The 19,741-nt window shown below is 54.1% G+C and carries 18 protein-coding genes; 11 read left to right on the forward strand and 7 right to left on the reverse strand.

Annotation, left to right across the window (positions count from 1 at the left end; all coding sequences use genetic code 11):
- The 7 genes from KNP77_RS11655 (at position 1) to KNP77_RS11685 (ending at position 7,388) form a co-directional block, all read left to right on the forward strand.
- A complete protein-coding gene (locus KNP77_RS11655) occupies positions 1-375 on the forward strand; it encodes a hypothetical protein (protein ID WP_214890935.1) in 375 nt (124 codons plus the stop codon).
- Entirely contained in the window at positions 372-1,673 is a 1,302-nt protein-coding gene (locus KNP77_RS11660) for a glycosyltransferase (RefSeq protein WP_214890937.1), read from the forward strand. Before KNP77_RS11655 ends, KNP77_RS11660 begins: the two co-directional genes overlap by 4 nt.
- A 147-nt stretch (positions 1,674-1,820) precedes the next feature.
- Entirely contained in the window at positions 1,821-3,110 is a 1,290-nt protein-coding gene (locus tag KNP77_RS11665) for a nucleotide sugar dehydrogenase (protein ID WP_214890939.1), read from the forward strand.
- A 14-nt stretch (positions 3,111-3,124) separates the two neighbouring features.
- On the forward strand, positions 3,125-3,922 hold the full coding sequence (locus KNP77_RS11670) for an ABC transporter permease (protein ID WP_070328534.1): 798 nt from the start codon (positions 3,125-3,127) through the stop codon (positions 3,920-3,922).
- Positions 3,923-3,935: 13 nt separating this feature from the next.
- Positions 3,936-4,793, forward strand: coding sequence for a teichoic acids export ABC transporter ATP-binding subunit TagH (gene tagH, locus KNP77_RS11675; RefSeq protein WP_131438859.1), 858 nt, complete (start codon positions 3,936-3,938; stop codon positions 4,791-4,793).
- On the forward strand, positions 4,790-5,899 hold the full coding sequence (wecB, locus tag KNP77_RS11680) for a non-hydrolyzing UDP-N-acetylglucosamine 2-epimerase (protein WP_070328536.1): 1,110 nt from the start codon (positions 4,790-4,792) through the stop codon (positions 5,897-5,899). Before tagH ends, wecB begins: the two co-directional genes overlap by 4 nt.
- 58 nt (positions 5,900-5,957) lie before the next feature.
- Entirely contained in the window at positions 5,958-7,388 is a 1,431-nt protein-coding gene (locus tag KNP77_RS11685) for an MBOAT family O-acyltransferase (protein WP_214890941.1), read from the forward strand.
- Between the two features lie 88 nt (positions 7,389-7,476).
- On the opposite strand, the gene KNP77_RS11690 is transcribed toward KNP77_RS11685, so the two are convergent.
- Positions 7,477-8,568 (reverse strand): alginate O-acetyltransferase AlgX-related protein, encoded by a 1,092-nt coding sequence (locus tag KNP77_RS11690; RefSeq protein WP_214890943.1) that lies wholly within the window; start codon positions 8,566-8,568, stop codon positions 7,477-7,479.
- A gap of 301 nt (positions 8,569-8,869) precedes the next feature.
- Between KNP77_RS11690 and KNP77_RS11695 the strand changes: the two genes are divergently transcribed.
- A complete protein-coding gene (locus KNP77_RS11695; protein WP_131464196.1) occupies positions 8,870-9,373 on the forward strand; it encodes a YdcF family protein in 504 nt (167 codons plus the stop codon).
- Positions 9,374-9,383: 10 nt separating this feature from the next.
- Here the strand turns inward: KNP77_RS11695 and KNP77_RS11700 are convergent, their stop codons facing one another.
- The 3 genes from KNP77_RS11700 to KNP77_RS11710 all read right to left on the reverse strand — a co-directional run bounded on the left by KNP77_RS11700 (position 9,384) and on the right by KNP77_RS11710 (position 12,830).
- Entirely contained in the window at positions 9,384-11,159 is a 1,776-nt protein-coding gene (locus KNP77_RS11700; RefSeq protein WP_214890945.1) for an acyltransferase family protein, read from the reverse strand.
- 172 nt (positions 11,160-11,331) lie between these two features.
- Positions 11,332-12,516, reverse strand: coding sequence for a chromate efflux transporter (gene chrA, locus KNP77_RS11705; RefSeq protein ID WP_214890947.1), 1,185 nt, complete (start codon positions 12,514-12,516; stop codon positions 11,332-11,334).
- Positions 12,517-12,521: 5 nt separating this feature from the next.
- Positions 12,522-12,830 carry a PadR family transcriptional regulator gene (locus KNP77_RS11710; protein WP_131490335.1) on the reverse strand — a complete coding sequence of 103 codons (309 nt, stop codon included), beginning with the start codon at positions 12,828-12,830 and terminating at the stop codon, positions 12,522-12,524.
- A 202-nt stretch (positions 12,831-13,032) separates the two neighbouring features.
- On the opposite strand from KNP77_RS11710, the gene KNP77_RS11715 reads away from it, so the two are divergent.
- Complete coding sequence (locus KNP77_RS11715) at positions 13,033-15,717, forward strand: HD domain-containing phosphohydrolase (protein ID WP_353048824.1); 2,685 nt, start codon at positions 13,033-13,035, stop codon at positions 15,715-15,717.
- Positions 15,718-15,756: 39 nt separating this feature from the next.
- On the opposite strand, the gene KNP77_RS11720 is transcribed toward KNP77_RS11715, so the two are convergent.
- The 3 genes from KNP77_RS11720 to KNP77_RS11730 are packed head-to-tail and all read right to left on the reverse strand — an operon-like array spanning position 15,757 to position 18,921.
- Positions 15,757-16,857, reverse strand: coding sequence for an ABC transporter permease (locus KNP77_RS11720; RefSeq protein WP_214890949.1), 1,101 nt, complete (start codon positions 16,855-16,857; stop codon positions 15,757-15,759).
- Positions 16,844-17,983 (reverse strand): ABC transporter permease, encoded by a 1,140-nt coding sequence (locus KNP77_RS11725; protein ID WP_236633337.1) that lies wholly within the window; start codon positions 17,981-17,983, stop codon positions 16,844-16,846. The genes KNP77_RS11720 and KNP77_RS11725 overlap by 14 nt, the downstream gene beginning before the upstream one ends.
- Before the next feature lie 5 nt (positions 17,984-17,988).
- Complete coding sequence (locus tag KNP77_RS11730; protein WP_353048825.1) at positions 17,989-18,921, reverse strand: ABC transporter ATP-binding protein; 933 nt, start codon at positions 18,919-18,921, stop codon at positions 17,989-17,991.
- A gap of 149 nt (positions 18,922-19,070) precedes the next feature.
- Here KNP77_RS11730 and KNP77_RS11735 point away from each other — a divergent pair, with 149 nt between their 5' ends.
- Together KNP77_RS11735 and KNP77_RS11740 are read left to right on the forward strand one after the other, a co-directional pair.
- On the forward strand, positions 19,071-19,469 hold the full coding sequence (locus tag KNP77_RS11735) for a hypothetical protein (RefSeq protein ID WP_070328546.1): 399 nt from the start codon (positions 19,071-19,073) through the stop codon (positions 19,467-19,469).
- Between the two features lie 55 nt (positions 19,470-19,524).
- The gene (locus KNP77_RS11740) at positions 19,525-19,722 is read left to right on the forward strand and encodes a CsbD family protein (protein WP_071398105.1); all 198 of its coding nucleotides are present in this window, start codon (positions 19,525-19,527) and stop codon (positions 19,720-19,722) included.
- The last annotated feature ends 19 nt before the right edge of the window (positions 19,723-19,741 follow it).

The following is a 19,741-nucleotide window of genomic DNA, read 5'->3' on the forward strand; positions in this document are numbered from 1 at the left end:
ATGGACCGTCAACAAGTTGAATATGTAGAACGTGAGAACGCATTTTTGCGGGAACAGTTACATGCACTGACAGACCAAATCGAAACGGTGAAGCAAGACGTGCTTGAAGAAGGCGCGAAGCATATTCGCGGCAAAGAGAACACCGTCCAAAAAATGAAAGAGCTTGAACGAGAAATCCGCCAAGCGAAAGCGAATACGGACAAGTGGAAACAAGAAGCGATGAAGGAGAAGCAGCGAGTCGAAGAGTTGACCGGCCAAGTTGAATCGTTGACGAGTCAAGTTGAGCGTTTGCAAGGTGTGGTCAATCGGGCGAAATCAATCCCGTTCGCGGGTAAACTCGTCACGAAACTCGAGCAGGAATGTAAGCCATCATGAGTCACTACGATGAGCTGTTAGCTGAAATCGTAGCCGAGAAGAAAGCGTGGAACCGATTCGTCGAGCAAACGTTCGAACCGGTTAAACTCCCGCCATGGTTTGACGATCCGGTCGAACGGGGAATCAGTGTCATCGTGGCCTCTCATGACTCGGAAGAGCTGCTCGCGACATGTCTCGCCTCGCTCGAGGCCCAGACGCTTGACGCCTCGCTCATCGAATGGGTGCTCGTCTTCAATGGAGACAAGAACGAAACGTTGCTTGAGGCGAGTCGGCAGTTTGGCCGTGACGTGACCGTGCATCGTCTGCTTGAAGACGAAGCGAACGTAAGCATCGCCCGAAATCGAGGACTCGAGACGGTGACGCGTCAATACGTGACGTTCTTGGACGAGGACGACACGTTCAGCCCGACCTACTTGGAACGACTATTAAACGAGGCGTTGCCGGACCGGGTCGTCATCGCCGATATACAAGACTTCGATCCCGAGGGCAACGTACTCGTCTCGCCGCTCCATCGTGAGTTCGAGCGACTCGCCGGAGGTGACTGGTCGTACGAACAAATGGCACAGCTGTTGACGCTGAACGCCTGCAAGCTCATCCCAGCGGTGTATGCGAAACAAGTCCGTTACGAGCCGTCGCTTCGCAGCGGGGAAGACGTCGTGTATTTCTCGACGCTCTTCTCGACCTATCAACCGGCCGTCACGCTGTTGCCGAGCGGCACGGACGCCGTCTATTTCCGCCAAGTGAGAGACAATTCAGTATCTCGGCAAGGTTTGAGCCGCGAGTTCTCGATTCGACAACGCCTCGCCGTCATCAAGTCGCTTAGCGATTTGCTTATGAACGCGAACGACGCATCGCGCCGTTTCATCGAGCGCAAGATTGATGCCCAAACATCGATGATGAGCCTGTACTTCAAAGATCATCCTGAGGAGCGCGGGGCCATTCATCAACTTGTCGTCGAGAGCGATCTGCCGTACTTTTCATACAGCATCTTGAACCAACACGCGGCAACGGTTGGACTAGTACTCGGGGAAAAGCTCGAGAACGTCGAACGACTCGTCTCGGAATATCCGAAAGACACGATTCTCCGTGTTTACTTGCTTAGTCCGTTCACTCGAGGTAAGCTTGCCGAAGCTGTCAGTCCGGAAGTATTCCGTCGTCTGACGTTCGCTAACATGGCTTCGGTGTCGAATTGGTCATTGTTGCCTGAAGTTTGTTATAGTTTAGGGGATGTGCGGGCGGCTTCTTTGAGCACAGAATATGTGCTTAGTACGACCGTGCGAGCGGTTGCGTCGTCGTAATCCCGTTTTGTCATTAAAATGTAATTGCTTCTCAATTCACATCAGGAGTATAATGGGTTTGATTTTTGATGAATTCTTAAATAAAGTGAAATGTTAAGCAATATTCAGTGACCAGTGTCACTAACATCTATGGAGGTAAGCTCAACTATGAAAGTATGTACAATCGGATTAGGATATATTGGACTCCCAACGTCTGCAGTCTTCGCACAATACGGTGTCGATGTACTCGGCGTAGACATCCATCAGTCAGTCGTCGATAAATTGAACCGTGGTGAAATCCACATCGAAGAACCGGGCCTCGGAGACGTCGTCAAAGAAGTCGTCGCCAAAGGCAAGTTCCGCGCCTCGCTCGAGCCAGAGAAAGCGGATGCATTCATCATCGCCGTTCCAACACCGAACAACGATGACGAGCATAAGTCTTGTGACCTCACATACGTGTTGGATGCAACACGTAAAGTATTGCCATATGTTGAAAAAGGCAACGTCATCATCGTCGAGTCGACAATCGCGCCGCGTACGATGGATGATTTCGTGAAACCAATTGTCGAAGAAGCAGGCTTCATCGTAGGTGAAGACATCTTCCTCGTGCACTGCCCAGAACGTGTCCTCCCAGGACAAATTCTGCATGAACTCGTTTACAACAACCGTATCGTCGGCGGCATCACGCCAGAATGCGCTGAAGCCGGTGCTAAAGTATATGGTACGTTCGTAAAAGGTGAAATCATCAAGACGGACGCGAAGACGGCTGAAATGTCGAAGTTGATGGAAAACACGTTCCGTGACGTCAACATCGCACTCGCGAACGAACTTGCGAAAGTGTGTAACGCCCTCGACATCAACGTCCTCGACGTGATCGAAATGGCGAACAAACACCCGCGTGTCAATCTTCACAGCCCAGGACCAGGTGTCGGTGGACACTGTCTCGCGGTCGACCCGTACTTCATCGTCGCGAAACAACCAGAGCTCGCGAAAATCATCAAGTTGTCACGTGACACGAACGTCTCGATGCCGGCATACGTCGTCGAAAACGTTCAAAAACTTGTGTCAGGTCAAACAGACGCAAAAATCGCTGCGTTCGGCGTAACGTATAAAGGGAACGTTGATGACATGCGTGAAAGCCCAGCTGTTGAGATCATCGAATTGATGCTCGAGCAAGGCATGAACGTCGCCGTCCACGATTCACACGTTGAAGTCTCATCGTCGAAACACTTCGATCTCGTCTCGAAAGAAGAAGCGATCAAAGATGCGGACATCGTCCTCGTCCTCGTTGACCATAACGAGTTCAAAGCGCTCGACTTCAACGAGTTGAACGCAGCGATGCGTCGCCCGATGATCTTTGATACACGTAATATCGTGAAGGCTGATGACAGCGACCTCGCGGTTGTAAACTACGGAAACTTGTACGAATACGTCAACGGAAAAGTAACGTTGGCTTAACCTGTGTGTCGACTATGATCAAAGCCTCGAAGCAAGTATTCATCGAACTATGGGAGAGTCTCTATTTAATTGTGAGACTCTCTCTATATGAAACGAAAAGTCGCTATTCGATGCAGTACTTCGGATACTTGTGGGAAATCTTGACGCCAATCATTCAAATCAGCATCTATTGGCTCGTCTTCGGGTTCGGTCTTCGTGCGGGTCGAGACGTTGGTGATGTCCCGTTCCTTCCATGGCTCGTCTCCGGAATTGTGCCATGGTTCTTCTTTGGACCGGCCATCGTCAGTGGTTCTCGATCCGTTTTTTCGAAGATTGCACTCGTCTCAAAGATGAGCTTCCCGATCAGCACAATCCCGGCGTACGTCATCTTGTCGGAACTATACCGACACGTAGCGATGGTCGTGATCGCGTTCATCTTGATGATGGCGTTTGGCATCAGTGAAGGCTGGAACATCCTGTTCTTGCCGTACCTGCTTCTCAGTGCGCTCGCGTTCCTTTATGCGTTCTCACTTTTGACGTCGGCACTGGCCACGATTATCCGCGACTTTCAAAATTTGCTGTCACAAATTATTCGGATGATGCTTTATTTACTACCTATCTTTTGGCAACCGACCGGAACGCTTGAAACGATTCTCATGATCAACCCGCTCTACTACTTGGTGGAAGGGTACCGATCGATGTTCCTCGGAACGGATTGGCTCATGCAAAATCTTAGCTACGGCCTCTACTTCTGGGGCTTCACGCTCGTGACGTTCTTAATCGGTTCGGCGATCCACGTTCGTTTCCGTCGCTACTTCATTGACTATATTTAAGGAGCGGTGACGTATGAGCTACCAAGTAAAGTTTGAAAACGTATCAAAACGGTACACGTTGTACCGGAAACAAAGTGATAAGCTGAAAGAAGTGTTGTTCAACCGGGCGAACGGTAAGCAGTTTTATGCGCTCCGTAACGTCACGTTCGAAGTCCCGCCTGGGGAAGTCGTCGGGATTCTCGGGATTAACGGTTCGGGGAAATCGACGATGTCGAACCTTCTGTCGGACGTCATCCCGCCGACGCACGGCAAGATCGAGCTGCGCGGAAAACCGTCGCTCATCGCCATCTCGTCTGGGCTGAACGGAAACTTGACCGGGATGGAGAACATCGAACTGAAATGCCTCATGCTCGGCATGGACAAGCATCAAATCAGAGCGATCACCCCGGAAATTATCGAGTTTGCCGATATTGGCGACTTTATCGATCAACCGGTCAAGACGTACTCGAGCGGAATGAAGGCACGACTCGGCTTCGCCATCTCGATCAATATCAACCCTGACATCCTCGTCATCGATGAGGCGCTCTCGGTCGGAGACCAAACGTTCACCGACCGATGTCTCGTCAAGATGAACGAGTTCAAAGACGAAGGAAAGACCATCTTCTTCATCAGTCACTCGGTGTCACAAGTTCGGCAGTTTTGTACGCAGGCGATCTGGCTTGAATACGGTGAGATCCGTGAGTACGGACTCGTCGACGATGTGGCCGACGAGTACATGAAGTTTTTGAAATGGTTCCGTACGCTTGATTCGAAGCGTCAATCGGAGTTCAAACAGCAAAAAATGGAGCAACGCACAACGATCGTCGACCAGCACGATATCGGTGAGACGATCATTTTGCCGCGTCACCCCCGAAAAGGAGAATCACTATGATTAAAGTTATGACCGTGTTCGGCACGCGTCCCGAAGCCATCAAAATGGCTCCACTCGTTTTGGAGCTCAAAAACCGTGAAGGGATCGAACCGATCGTCGTCGTCACAGCCCAACATCGGGAGATGCTCGACCAAGTCTTGCAATTGTTCAAAATCACACCAGACTATGACCTAGACGTCATGAAGAAGAATCAAACGCTCTTCGACGTTACGACACGCGTCCTTCACGGACTCGATGAAGTCATGAAGGAAGCGAAACCGGACATCGTCCTCGTCCATGGGGACACGACGACGACGTTCGCGGCGTCACTCGCGGCGTTCTACAACCAGATTGCCATCGGTCATGTCGAGGCAGGGCTACGCACGTACAACAAGTACTCGCCGTATCCGGAAGAGATGAACCGTCAATTGACTGGCGTCATGGCTGATCTACACTTCGCACCGACTGAGACGTCAGCTGAGAACTTGCTTCGTGAGAACAAGACAGAAGCAGACATCTTCGTCACAGGCAACACGGCAATCGATGCGTTGAAGACGACCGTTCAAGACGGGTACGACAATGAACTGTTGAACTCAATCACGTCACAAGGCAAGCGCCTCGTCTTGTTGACGGCACATCGTCGGGAGAACCTCGGTGAACCGATGCGCAATATGTTCCGTGCTGTCCGTCGCTTGATTGAAAAATATGACGATATCGAAGTCGTCTATCCGGTCCATATGAACCCGATCGTTCGGGAACTGGCCGGTGAGATTTTAAACGATCTCGACCGCGTCCACTTGATCGAGCCGCTCGACGTGTTCGATTTCCATAACTTCGCATCACGCTCACACTTGATCTTGACAGATTCAGGTGGCGTACAAGAAGAAGCACCATCACTCGGCGTACCGGTCCTTGTCCTTCGTGACACGACGGAACGTCCAGAAGGTGTCGCAGCCGGAACGCTCAAACTCGCAGGCGTTGAAGAAGAAGTCATCTTCGGCCTCGCTGACGAACTCTTGTCTGACGCGGCGGCGCACCAAAGCATGGCGAAAGCGTCTAACCCATACGGGGACGGGGAGGCGTCACGCCGCATCGTCGACGCAATCGTCGAACGCTTCACGCGTTGATGGGTTTAGGCTGTCCCTCGGGGCAGCCTTTTATTTTTTATGAGAAAGGAGGGAACTCATGCTCTTCAGTTCGACGATTTTTTTATTCTGGTTTTTACCGATTGTTCTTATTCTCTATTATGTCGCACCGCGTTTTTTGAAGAACACGGTGCTCCTGATTGCCAGTCTATTGTTCTATGCGTGGGGAGAACCGATCTATACGACGGTCATGCTCGCATCGATCGTCATGAACTATGCGTTCGGTCTGCTCGTCGACAACAACCGTGACGACAAGAAGAAGGCGAAATGGCTCGTCGGGGCGATGGTCGCTGGAAACGTGTTGCTGTTATCCGTCTTCAAATATACGAGTTTCATTATCGAGAACGTGAACGCCATCACGGGTCTCGAGCTGACCGATCCCAAAATCCCTCTACCGATCGGGGTGTCGTTCTTCACGTTCCAAGCGATGAGTTACGTCATCGATGTGTATCGAAAAGATGGGAAAGTCCAGCGCAACCCGCTCGATCTCGCGCTCTACATCTCGCTCTTCCCACAACTGATTGCCGGGCCGATCGTTCGCTATCAGACGGTCGCTGACGAGATCAATGATCGCCGTGAGACGATGGACGACTTTGCGAGCGGGGTGCAACGGTTTGTCATCGGCCTCGCTAAGAAAATGCTCCTCGCCAACAACGCCGGCTACGTGGCCGACCAAATTTTCTCGCAAGATGCCGGGGAGATGTCGATGGGCCTCGCTTGGATCGGGATTATCGCGTACTCGCTTCAGATTTATTTTGATTTCTCTGGATATTCCGACATGGCGATCGGGCTAGGACGGATGTTTGGTTTCCATTTCCTTGAGAACTTCAATTATCCGTACATTTCAAAGTCGGTGTCTGAATTTTGGCGCCGCTGGCACATCTCGCTCGGTAGTTGGTTCCGTGACTATGTCTATATCCCGCTTGGTGGGAACCGTGGCAGTGCGTGGAAGCTCTATCGTAACCTCGCCGTCGTCTGGATTCTGACCGGGGTTTGGCACGGTGCGAGTTGGACATTTATCGCCTGGGGTGCCTACTATGGAATCTTTATCATGCTTGAGCGGGCGTTCCTCGGGGCGTGGCTCAAAGCACTCCCGGCACCGCTCGCCCATGCGTTCACGTTGTTCGTCGTCATCATCGGTTGGGTGTTCTTCCGAGCGGATGACTTCCCGTACGCCATCTCGTACTTGGCGGCTATGTTCAACTTGAATGGAGCGACGGTATGGGATAGTGAGGCGATGTTCTACTTCGTCCAATACGGGGTCATCTTACTGATTGCGATGATTGCGGCGACACCGCTCCCGAAAGTGTTTGGGGAAAAAGTGCTCCGTCTCGAACAGGAGAGCAAGAAACTATGGGTCAACTACATGGCCGGTTTCATGCGCCTCGGATTTATGGCGACAATCTTCATCTTCGCCGTGTCGTATATTATCGCGAGCAGTTTCAACCCGTTCATCTATTTCCGGTTCTAATTCCTGTTTGTTCTAAGGAACGGCTAGGAAGAGCGCACAACAAAGAGAGACGAATCATCCTATTCGGGATGATTCGTCTCTCTTTTGTTTACTCATTCAACTTGTCGTGATAGAGCGGGATGAACTCACCGAGGTTGACGTTGTGGATGAACAAGACGACGTCGATGTCGTTATCCTTCACATAAGTTTCAATCGATGACTCATTGAAATGGCGGATATCGATGACCGACAGATGACCAAAATGTTCCGGCAACAGCGTTAGCATCGGATTTGCGTACGAATCTTTCAAGATGAGTGTCCGTGTATCATTCTTCGGCGCCTCTTGGTCCATTGTGATGATCGGCCAGTTACGGTGTAAGAAGAGCGAGTACATCTCCGTGTACGTTTCTTCTGATTTGAGCGGTTTTTTGTTGATCAAATTACCGTTACACGGTTCGGCCCGGTTGTAACAAATCGAACTGGGCGTGAATCCGGCCTTTGGTTCCATCCATTCGAACGTATCACCGTTTTTGACGTATTGGAGCGTTGTGCTACGGGCGTACGAGCCGTAGTATGGGCGGTCGTGCGCCTTCGTCCGGAGTTCGCCTGGCTTGAGCGGATCACTGACTTCGGGATGTTTGGCAGCAATCTGCTTCACCGTTTGGATGTAAGCCAGATAAGCGCCGTTTATATTCCAGTGGTAGTCGGTCTTATAAAAGACGTCACTCAATTTGTCTGCCGTGTTCAGTGGCTTCCGGTAATCCATGACCGTCATTCCCTCGACCGTAGCCAAGCTGTCACGCGTTTCTTTAAAGATTGTTGGTGCCTCGTTGCCCATGTAGTCAGGCATGTTCGGTTCGACTTCGACCATCGAAGCTTTGTTCGGGGCAAGCCCGAAGTAGACGTCGACGCCAGACGACTGCATCGATGTCGTGAACGCCGACAGATCATCGAGGAGCATGTTCGTATCGATCGTCTCTTTCATGGGAGATTCCATCGTCCCGTCAGCCGAAACATAAATCCCATTCTTCACGGTCTGCCGGAACAAGTCTTTCGATAAAAACGCATGTAAGCTGATCCAGCTGTCACGGTTAAAAACGTGATCGGTGACATATGTCTCGACGCTCTTCATATAGGCGCCGGACATGACGTTCTCGAACGTGAGGTCGGCGGTCGCTTTGGCGAGTTGGCGATTCTCCATGGCAGAGACTTCGCGTTTCTCCGAAGAGAGCGTCACATAGGCGCCGCCTATAAGAAAGGCTAAGAAGCCTATGATTAGCAAACTATGGAATACTCGTTTTGTAACGATATGTCGCGTCTCGTGCCGCTGTCGTGTGCTCCGAGGCGTAGGATTCAAGTTTTGCATTGTTGCGACTCCTTCAAATTCAAATTAATCCGATACTCATTCTACCATATATTTGCTTTACCTACTGTAACAAAAACGTATCAGTCAATCGAAGAAGCCGTTGATGCTATACTTGAAATCAAGGCAGGTGACCCCTATGCGACGACATCAAGCGGACGGTACGTACCGGTACGTCCTCATCTTAGGGGCGAAAGTGAACGGGACGGCACCGTCACGGGCGCTCCGAAACCGAATCGACGTGGCGGCTACATATGCGCACCAATATCCGCACGTCAAACTAATTGCCTCCGGCGGGCAAGGTCCGGACGAAGGGATGGCCGAGGGGCGCGTCATTGCCCGGGAATTGATCGACCGTGGCGTCGACCCGGGGCGCATTCACATCGAAGCTGACTCGACGTCGACGTACGAGAACTTTTTATTCAGCCGCGACGTGTGGGCAGGCGAGACGGGACTGACGGTCGTGACGAACGACTTCCATGTGCGCCGGGCTCGGCTCGTCGGGAGGCTCTACTTCGGGCTCAAGACGGACGCGCTCTATGCCCCGACGCCGGCTGCGGCGAAAGCGAAGTATGTCATCCGTGAACAGCTCGCCTATATCAAGCTGTTGATCAACTATATGCGCTGGAAGTGGCGCCCATGAAAACAAGGACTTAGCGGTTGCTAAGTCCTTGTTCGTCGTGACAGCCGATCTCTTCAGACAACAACTTCCCGAACGCCTCGGCGCCATCGATGTTCAAATGGACACCGTCACTCTCAAAGTAGTCGGCTTTATCGGCGGACGCTTCATGCCAGTCGATGAGCGTGACGAAATCGTGCCGCTCGCTCGCGCGCTTGAGCAACTCGTTTACTTCGCGTTCCCACGGGCGCGGGACATGCGTATTGATGACGTACACGTGATCGGCTGATTCAAACATACCGATCAACGTGTCGAGCTGTTCCATCTTGAAAGCTCCGTTCGTCCCGAGATGGAGGAAGACGACATGGCCGGGGGCATCAAATTCACGATAGCCCGCGGCGACGTCTTGCGCGTCACGGACTTGGCGGCCGACTTCGGCGTCGATCGTCATGTTCGGGAACGTGGTACCGAGATACTCGTTCAAGCCGAGCAAGACCGAGTCGCCGATGGCAAGGGCGGGCGGACATGACTCGACCGGCCGTTCGGTCGTCGTTTCTTTTGGCTTCGGCTTCGGTGCTTTGACGACCGGGAGCTCGTGTTGCCGGTCCGAGTTATCCGTGAACGCGAGGATCGTCAAATTCCCGACGAGGACGAATGACAAGACCGTCGCGGTTGTGATCGCGAACAGTCGAGCCGGTTTGATGTTGCGAGTCGGGATCAGGTTGCGGATGACATGGCGGAACCCGTCGCGGCGAATCGGTGTCTCGACGTAGCGGTAAGACGCTTCAGCGATGAGCAGCGTGAGCATGACTTGACCGAGTGCGAGAAGGGGATTGAACGAACTGATCCGCTCAAGCGGGGTTGTCAAGATGATGACCGGATAGTGCCATAAGTAGATGCCGTACGTCCGTGTCCCGATCAACCGAAGCCAAGCGCTTCCAAACAGACGGGACCAGAGCGTCGACGGATGGGCCGTCGCGGCAATCAACACACCTGACGCCACGGCGACGAGCAAGAAACCTCCATAATAGAGGAACGCATCATAAGCGTTCGCTGTCATCATGACCGTGACAAGCGTTATGAGCGCTCCGGCGCCACCGACGTTCAAAATACGAAGACCGAGCGCTGGTATCTCGCGCTTGAACGCATCCGGACGCCAACCGAACGCGAGCAACGCCCCGATGAGGAGCGCGAACAGACGCGTGTCGGTACCGTAATAGACACGGCTCGGGTCGGTCCCGGGTGTGAAGCTGATTGCCATCCAAACGGTTGAAGCGAGTAAGACGATGCCGGTGAGCTGGAGGAAGCGTTTCTTCACGGTCAGCCCAAAGATCAACAGCAGCGGCCAGACCAAGTAGAACTGCTCCTCGATCGAGAGCGACCACAGGTTTTGGAGCGGTGACGGCTTGCCGAAACTCTCGAAGTACGAGACGTCGTGGAAGATATACCACCAGTTGTTCACGTAGGCGAGCGCGGCGAGCGTATCTTGGCGTACCGTATCAAGCAGTCCGCGCTCGAACAACGTGACGTACGCCATGACGACCGATAGCATGAAGACGAGCGCCGGCAACAGGCGCCGGAACCGGGCGACATAGAATCGCTTCAAATTGATCCGTCCGTGTTTAGCTTGCTCACGAAGCAAGATGCCGGTGATTAAATAACCGGACAGGACGAAGAATAAGTCGACGCCGAGAAAGCCGCCGGGTATGTATGGTGCGTTCAAATGAAAGAGTATGACTGCAAAAACGGCGAACGTGCGCAGGCCGTCGAGACCTGGCATATACGTTGTTTTATGGTGTAAGGGCTGCATGACCCCACTTCCTTTCTCAAGTCCGAGCGGAACGTTTCCCTCTTTTGTAAAGGGATCCATACTCCAGTATAGCGAGCGCTGGACTTGAAAAAGTTTCAAATGATTAACATTTTAGCTTGCGAAGTGGAGAATAACAGGGAACAAAAAAAGGGACACGAAGTCCCTAGTCACGTTACAACATTCCGATAATCGTCCCGCCGATGACGCCAGCGATGACGAGTGCCCAAGGCGGCAGTTTCCAATAGGCGATCATGACGAACAAGAGGGCGGCGAAGACGAAGTCGACGGCGCCGTTCACCGTGCTCGTGAAGATCGGCTGATAGAACGCGGCGATCAAAATCCCGACGACGGCCGCATTGACACCAATGAGCGCACCGGCCACTTTCGGGTTGCGCCGGAGTGCATCCCAAAACGGCAACGCCCCGAGGATGAGCAGGAACGCCGGCAAGAAGATGGCGAACGTCGCGAGCAGTCCGCCCGGGACACCGTTGATGACGGTCCCGAGGTACGATGCGAACGTGAACAGCGGACCCGGGACGGCTTGGGCCGCCCCGTAGCCGACGAGGAACGCCTCTTCGCTCAAGAATCCGGCCGGGACGAGCTCGCGCTCGAGGAGCGGCAAGACGACGTGACCACCACCGAAGACGAGGGCACCGGCCCGGTAAAAGCTGTCGAACATGGCGAGCGACTGGCTTTCTATCGTCTCGCGCAAGAGCGGCAAGATGACGAGTAACGCTCCGAACAGACCGAGCAGCGTCGCCCCGAGCCGTTTCGAGAGCGGGAACGAGGCCGACTTGACGTCGAGGTTTTGCGGCTTGAACAGCAAGAATCCGGCGAGCGCGGCGAAGAGGATGACGAGCACTTGGCTATACGTCGTCTGCCAGAGGAGCACACCGGCGAGCGCGAAGAAGGCGATCGTCCGCGTCTTTGCGTCCGGTGTCAGTTTGCCGGCCATACCGAGAATGGCGTGGGCGACGATGGCGACGGCGACGACTTTCAAGCCGTACAGCCAGCCCGCGTCCGAGACGTCGAGTCCTGAGACTAAAAGGGCGAACAAGATGAGGGCGATGACGGACGGTGCCGTGAAGCCGATGAACGAGGTGATACCGCCGAGGATACCGCCACGGACGATGCCGATGCCGATCCCGACTTGACTGCTCGCAGGGCCAGGTAAGAACTGACAGAGGGCGACGAGGTCGGCATACGTTCGCTCGTCCATCCATTTTCGGCGCCTTACGTATTCCTCGTGGAAGTAGCCGAGGTGGGCGACCGGTCCGCCGAACGACGTCAAGCCGAGCCGGGTCGATACGAATAAAATCTCCAGTAACGTCTTGAACGTCACACGTTGATTGGCCATTGGTTTCACTCCTTGATCTCTTTGAATAGTTCGTGCGCTTTTTGACGGGCTTCGGCCAAGACGACGAGCCCTTTTTCGGTCGTCGTATAGTTCTTGCGGATATGACCGTCGACCAACTCGTTCGTCCGAGTGAGCAGGCCGTCTTGTTCCATGCCGTGCAGGATCGGATAGAGCGTCCCGGCACTGATCGCGTAACCGTGCTCGCGCAGCTCTTCGACCATCCACGCCCCATAAACCGGGTGTTCGGACGCATGGTGCAAGATGTGGATATGAATAAAACCAAGAAACAGCTTACGAAGGACGCGGTCTTCCACTTGCTTCATCTCCTTGAAATCGATTTTCGATATCGGTTTTCGTAATCATACTAACAACGGGGAGGGAACCGTGCAACCTGTGAGGCGGCATTTACAAAAACTTAACGTGTGCACATCGGTAGGAATCGATTCGGAAAATATAGGGAATTCATCGAAAATGAGGTAAACTAAAATGTAGAAAAACAGCGTAGGAGGAAATGACGTGACAGAACGAGACAGCATCCAATACAGATCTTTGTTGCGCCATATGCCCCAAGGCTACGTCGAGTTCAAAGTCATCTTCGACGGTGCCGGGGAGCCGGTCGATTATGAGTTTGTCGAAGTGAACGAAGCGTTCGAAAAAATGATGAAGGCGAAGCGCAAACAGTTTCTCGGCGGACGCATCACCAAGCAGTTGAAAGACTTTGAATACAGCGAACGCGAATGGATCGTTCAAGTCGCGCGAGCGGTGAACAACGGCGAGACAATCAAGTTCGAACACTTCTCGCGCCGGAACAAAGCGTGGTATGAACTGTCCGTCTTCAGCGAACGACCAGGTTACGTCTCGACCTTGTTCCATGACATCACCCCGCACGTCCAAGAGAACAACGCCTTGAAACAACTCGTCAACGTGTCGCATCGCTTCGTCGCCACGGGCCGGGAACTGTTGATGAACCAACATTTCCTTGACCAGATCCGGGACTTCACCGGTGCGAAAGCGGTGACGCTCAACTTGATGAATGACGATGGACAAACGTACTCGACGGTCGCGATCTCTGGGATCGACGAGCTGCTCGAACGCAGCTTGGATGTCCTCGGCTTCCACCCGGTCGGCAAGAAATGGCCGATGAGCCGGAAACGCATCGAGCTGTTGGAGTTGCCTAGTCCGATCATCTTGGACGAGATCGAACCACTCATGGACGGGGTGTTGCCGAAACGGCTCGTCAAAAACATTTTACGCATCTTCGACCTCGGGCAAGTCATCTTGTTCAAGATTGAAAAAGACGGCGTCTTTTACGGTGATTTGACGATCGTCATGCAAGGGAAGAAGCGGGCCGATCGTCTCGGTCTCGTCGAGCTGTACATCGTCCATATCCTCGAACAGATGACGAAAGTCGACCGTCAAGTCGGTGAGGCGAAAGAATCGATGTTTGAAGGGTTCGCCACCGTCGACCTCGAGTGCATCATGTCATTGACGACGCGAGACGTACTGCATTTGAATAAGGCGTGGGAGCGTGTGCTCGGCTTCCCAATCGAGTCACTCGAGAACATGGACTTCATCGGGCTCGTCCATCCTGACGATCAGACGAAGACCGAAGCGGCCTTTAGTGAGCTCGATACGGCGCGTGAACTGTTCCGGTTCGTCAACCGCTTCCGGACAATCGATGGAGATTACCGCTCGATCGAATGGCATTGCAAAGTCCAAGGCAACTACATCTACGCCGTCGCCAAGGACGTGACCGAACGCGTCCAGCTCGAAGAGGAACTCGCCGAGCGCGACCGTCTGCTGACAAAGTTGTCCGACCAGGTCCCTGGCGCCATCTACCAGTTCGAGCTCCGGCCGGACGGGTCGTTCTACTTCCCGTTCTTCAGCCGTGGCTTTGAAGTGTTGACCGGGGTCACGGCGGACGAGGTGAAACTGGATGCGAACCTCGTCTTCTCAAAAATCCATCCGGACGATTATCCGCAAGTGATGGCGAGCATCCAAGAGTCATATCGCAGCTTGACGATTTGGGACGCCGAGTTCCGGGTGTACATGCCGGACGGGCGGACGACGTGGATCCTCGGGTCGTCCCGTCCCGAGAAGCTCGCCGAGGGGCACGTGCTCTGGCACGGCTACATCGGGGACGTGACCGAGAAGAAGACGTACGAGATGGAAATCGAGTATTTGAGCTATCACGACCAGTTGACCGGGGTGAAGAACCGCCGCTACTTCGACGAGGCGCTCGTCACGTTCGACGAGCCGGGCTATTACCCGCTCGCCCTCATCGTCGTCGACATCAACGGCCTGAAACTGACGAATGACGCGTTCGGCCACTTGGTCGGAGACCGTCTCTTGATCGAAGCGACGAATATTTTGAAGCGTGAAATCAGCGGTGTCGATACGGTCGCCCGGATCGGCGGTGACGAATTCGTGATTATCTTGCCGAATACGTCGTTATCTGATGCGCAGCAGTTGTCCAATCGACTGAGCCGTTTATTTCTTGAAAAATCGATTGAAGGGTTGCCGATCTCGGCATCGTTTGGAGAAGCGGTCAAAACCGACGGCGCACTGTCGATCATGGACGTGTTCAATTTGGCTGAAGACCAGATGTACCATCATAAAGTGTCCGAGAAGCAGAGCCGCCGCCATTCTTCGATTCAATTGATCATGCGGACGCTGTATGAGAAAATCCCGCGCGAAGAGGCGCACTCGCAGCGTGTCGCCGAGCTATCAGGTCAGCTTGGCGAGGCGATGAACTTGACGAGCAGTGACGTGAACGAGTTGAAGACGGCCGCCATCTTGCACGATATCGGCAAGGTCGCGATCAGTAATGAGATTCTCGACAAAACGGGTGCTTTGACCGAAGCCGAGTGGCGCGAGATCAAACGTCATCCCGAGGTGAGTTACAATATTTTGAGCACTGTCCCTGAGTACGGGACGCTGTCAGAGATTGTGCTGTCGCACCATGAACGTTGGGACGGGAACGGTTATCCAAACGGCATAAGCGGGTTTGATATTCCGCTCGCCTCCCGGATCATCGCGCTCGCCGACACGTTCGACGTCATGATGACGGGCCGACCGTACCGCCAAGCGAAGACGCTCGCCGAGGCGCTCGCCGTCATCGAACAAGAGGCAGGTCGTCAGTTCGACCCTGTGCTCGTCGAGGTGTTCTTCCAAAAGATTGTTCCGACGTTACAACGCTAAAAGGCGAGACGCTCTGATGAGTGTCTCGCCGTTTTTGTGTCATGTGAGCGGTCGTTTTTTCAACGCGAAGACGGTCGCCGCGAACACGATGAGCGCCATACCGACCATGACGAGGACAGACAGCGTCGGGAACCGATCGTCATACATGTCGGCGACCCCGCTATTGAACCAATAGGTCGGCAAGAAGCGTCCGACGAGCTGGAGCGACTCCGGGAGCCACGTCAAGCTGATAAAGGCGCCCCCGGTGATGGCGGCGGCCATCGTGACCGACGTCTGCCAAATGTTTGCCTTGTCCCGATTCGTCGCGAGGACCGCGATGAGTGAACCGATCGCGAGACAGACGAACAAATAGACGGTGAACAACAACGTGAGCACGGGGAGGTGAGCGATGATGTCTTGCCGATAGAGGACGGCGCTAAAGACGAGCAGCATGAGCACGTAGATGAGCCCGACGGCGCAAAATGATAAAAACAGCGACCCGACGTAGCGGCGCGGCGTGACCGGTGCCGCGAACAAGCGCGAGTAAATCAATTCATCCCGGTCGTCGGCGACAAAAAGCGGAATGAATTGGAGGAACGCCGACATCATGACGAACGACAACAGCCCGAGGAACGCCTGTGTCCGCGCGGTCGTGCCGACACTTTCTTGGAACGGCTCGCTCGAGAGCGTGTAACCGTTCATTGTCTCCGCTTCCGCCAACTCGAGGAATCGCCCTTCGTCAAACTTACTCGCCGCGAGCAGTTGCCGCTCGCGGGAAAGATGGGAGTTGAGCGCCTGTTCAATCAAGGCGGCGTCACTCCCTTCGGTCGCGCTGAACGAGAGCCGCGGAATGTCGCCGGCGAACAAGTCTTCCGTAAAACCGTCCGGGATCGTTAAGACGATATCTTGTCCTTCGAGCAGCGCCTCGTCGGCCTCGTCCGTCTCAAGCGGTGTCACCGAACCGAACCGGCCCGCCTCTTCGATGACCCGGCCCGACAACGAGCCGCCGTCACGGTCGAGAATACCGATCGAGACGTTCAAAGCAGACGTCGAGTTGAGGAACGACAGGACGAGGGCGAATCCGAAGACGGATACGAACGTGAACACCCATAACCCTTTTCTTCGGAGCATCCGTTTGGCGACATGCCTAAACAAGACCACGGCGGCTCACTCCTTTCCACAACAGCAGGCTGATCACGGTGAAGACGGCGACGTGCAGGGCGAGCCAACCGAGACCTTGCCAAAACAAGGTGACGTCCCCGCCCCGGAGCAGCACTTGGAGGATGCCGTCGCGCATAAAGATCGGCATGAACACGTACTTCGCCCACGGTGCGACGCTCAGCGTCACTTGGTCGAATCCGGGGACGTAGCCCCCGGAGAGGATCATGATGATGGCGACGCTACCGTTGACGATCGCGTCTTTCGTACTTCGCGTGACGCGAGGCAGACTGGCGATTATAAATCCGAACGCGGTGCCGTAAAGAGCGAGTGCGACCCAGGCGAGAAACAACAGTCCGAAGTGGACGTAGTCGAGCGAGAAGCTTCGGTAGACGAAATGGCTGAACCAAAAGACGAGCACGAGCTGCAGGAAGATGAGCACGTAACGGCTGAACGTGCGGGCGAGCCGGTAGTCGATTGTCTTGACCGGAGCGGCCTGGATCCGGAGATAGCTGCCTTTCATCGGCTGTTCCTCACTGAGCATGCCCGTGATATAGAAAGCGCCGAATAAGGCGGTCATGATCGAAATCGTGACCGTGAAGTATTCGAGCGAGGTCGGGGTGCGGCCCGACAAGTCGACGCTCTCGCTGTCGATGAACGTCTCCGGCTCGAACGGGACGGCGACGCCTGACTCGGCGAGCATGATCTGTTGATTGGCGACGTCGGTATATTGCCGGATGACCGCCTCGAGCACATCGAACTCGATCGTCGTCGGTTCTTCATACAAGAGACGCACGTTCGACCCGTCGAGGTGCAAGATGACGTCGGCATCGCCGTCGTTGACGCCACGTTCGGCAGCGGCGACGCTGTCGTACGGGACGAGGTTGACGAACGCCTTGATGTCATCGTCGGCGAGGAACGTCTCGAGCGGTACGCGATAGTCGTCGGTCGACTGCTCGACATAAGCGACGTCTGTGACCGGGAGTGAGAAGTCGTTACTGAAAATGGCAGACAGCATCGTGCCGAGCCCGAAAATGAGGATGATTGGGAACAGCAACATCCAAAACAAGGTCGAGCGGTCGCGCAGCTGTTGTTTGACATCGTATTTGATGAACGTCCACGTCTTCATGACCGTCACTCCCTTAGCGTCTTGCCGGTCAAGGCCAGGAAGACGGTATTCAAGGACGGGCGGTCGACAGTGATCGACGTGAACCGAACCTTCGCGTCGTGGAGCACGTCGAGGAGCGGGGCGAGCGGCGTGTCTTTCTCGAGCGACACCTCGATGTACGGCTCATGATACTCGACTTTCTTTACTTGACTGAGTGCGCCGAGCCGTTCGATGAGCCCTGGCGTCAAGGCATCAACTTTGATGCGGGCCGTCTCGAGCGTCATGACTTGGTCTTTCAACTCGTCTTGCGTCCCTTCGGCGATGATCTTCCCTTCGTCGACGATGGCGACGCGGTCGCACAGCATCTCGACTTCCTCCATGTAGTGGGACGTATAGATGATCGTCGCCCCGCGCCGGTTCAACTCACGGATGTTCTCGAGGATCGTGTTCCGCGACTGCGGGCCGATGGCGACGGTCGGTTCGTCCATAAAGATGAGCTCCGGTTCATGGACGATGCCGCAGGCGATATTTAAACGACGCAGCAGCCCTCCGGACAGTTCCGGCGGACGTTTCTTTTGGTGTGCGGTCAGCTCGACGAAGTCGAGGGCGGCCTCGGTCTTTTGTTTCGCCTCGGCCGGCTTGAAGCCATAAAGTTCGGCGAAAAATTGGATGTTCTCGAACACGGTCAGCTGGTCATAGACGGAAACGTGCTGCGGGACGATGCCGACACGTTGCTTGATCGCCTGTTCGTCTTTCGGCATGACGCGGTCAAAGATACGGATCGTACCACTGTCGGCAGGATATAGGTTGAGCATGACGGAGATGGCGGTCGTCTTGCCGGCACCGTTCGGACCGAGCAGACCGAACAGTTCGCCTGCTTCGACGTGGAGCGAGAAGTCGTTCAAGGCGATCGTCTCCCCGAAACGCTTCGTGACATGGTCGAGTGCGATGATGGACACGTGGACGCAACCCCTTTCAGATGGACGGACAGAAAAAGAGCATACAGAGATTTGTTCCCGTTTGCAGGGATTTTGAACGTGTTGGCGAATCAATTTGTTATAGTCCGATTATTCAGACAATTATAAAAAGAGGGAAGTAGGGATTGAGTATGAAAGGGTGGCAGTTCAACAAAGGAGAAGCGGGTGAAAAATTTCCTGACGAGATGGCGTGGGCGTTATTTTGCACGGTCGAGCCGAAGCGGATGGATGCGACGCTCCCGTTTTATTATGACGAGTCGGTGTTCCGCTTCACGAACGGGAAAGAGTCGTTCTATTTTAAAGTCTCCCCGAGCTACCACGAGTTCGAGGTGAACGTCAAAGGCGAGACGGGCGAACTGCTCTACTATCAACTGCTCCGCACCGTCAGCAAAGTCGAAGTGCTCGAAGACCGGCGCGACCATGGGGAGCTTTTAATCGTCATGACCGAGGACCGGACTCGGACCGTGACGACGATCGAGCTGACCGTCCGGCCGCGGTTTCGTGTGCTCGTCAAAGAGCACTATGTTTGAGTTTTCTTCAGAGTGGTACATTGTTTAGACACGATACCACGAGGAGGAAATTCATATGAAAGACGGACTAAACAAAAAAGTCGACGGATTCATCGATAAAGCGGCCGGAAAAGCGAAAGAAGCAGTCGGCAAATCGTCGGACAACCAGTCGCTCAAACGTGAAGGTCAAAAGGATCAAGTCAAAGGTACGGCAAAAGAGAAGACGGGCCAAGCCCAGCAAAATCTCGAAAGCTTGAAAGACGAGCGCCGCTAATCAAAATGGAGGACCGCCA

The organism is Exiguobacterium sp. s142, from assembly GCF_018618455.1.
Classification (GTDB): domain Bacteria; phylum Bacillota; class Bacilli; order Exiguobacteriales; family Exiguobacteriaceae; genus Exiguobacterium; species Exiguobacterium aurantiacum_A.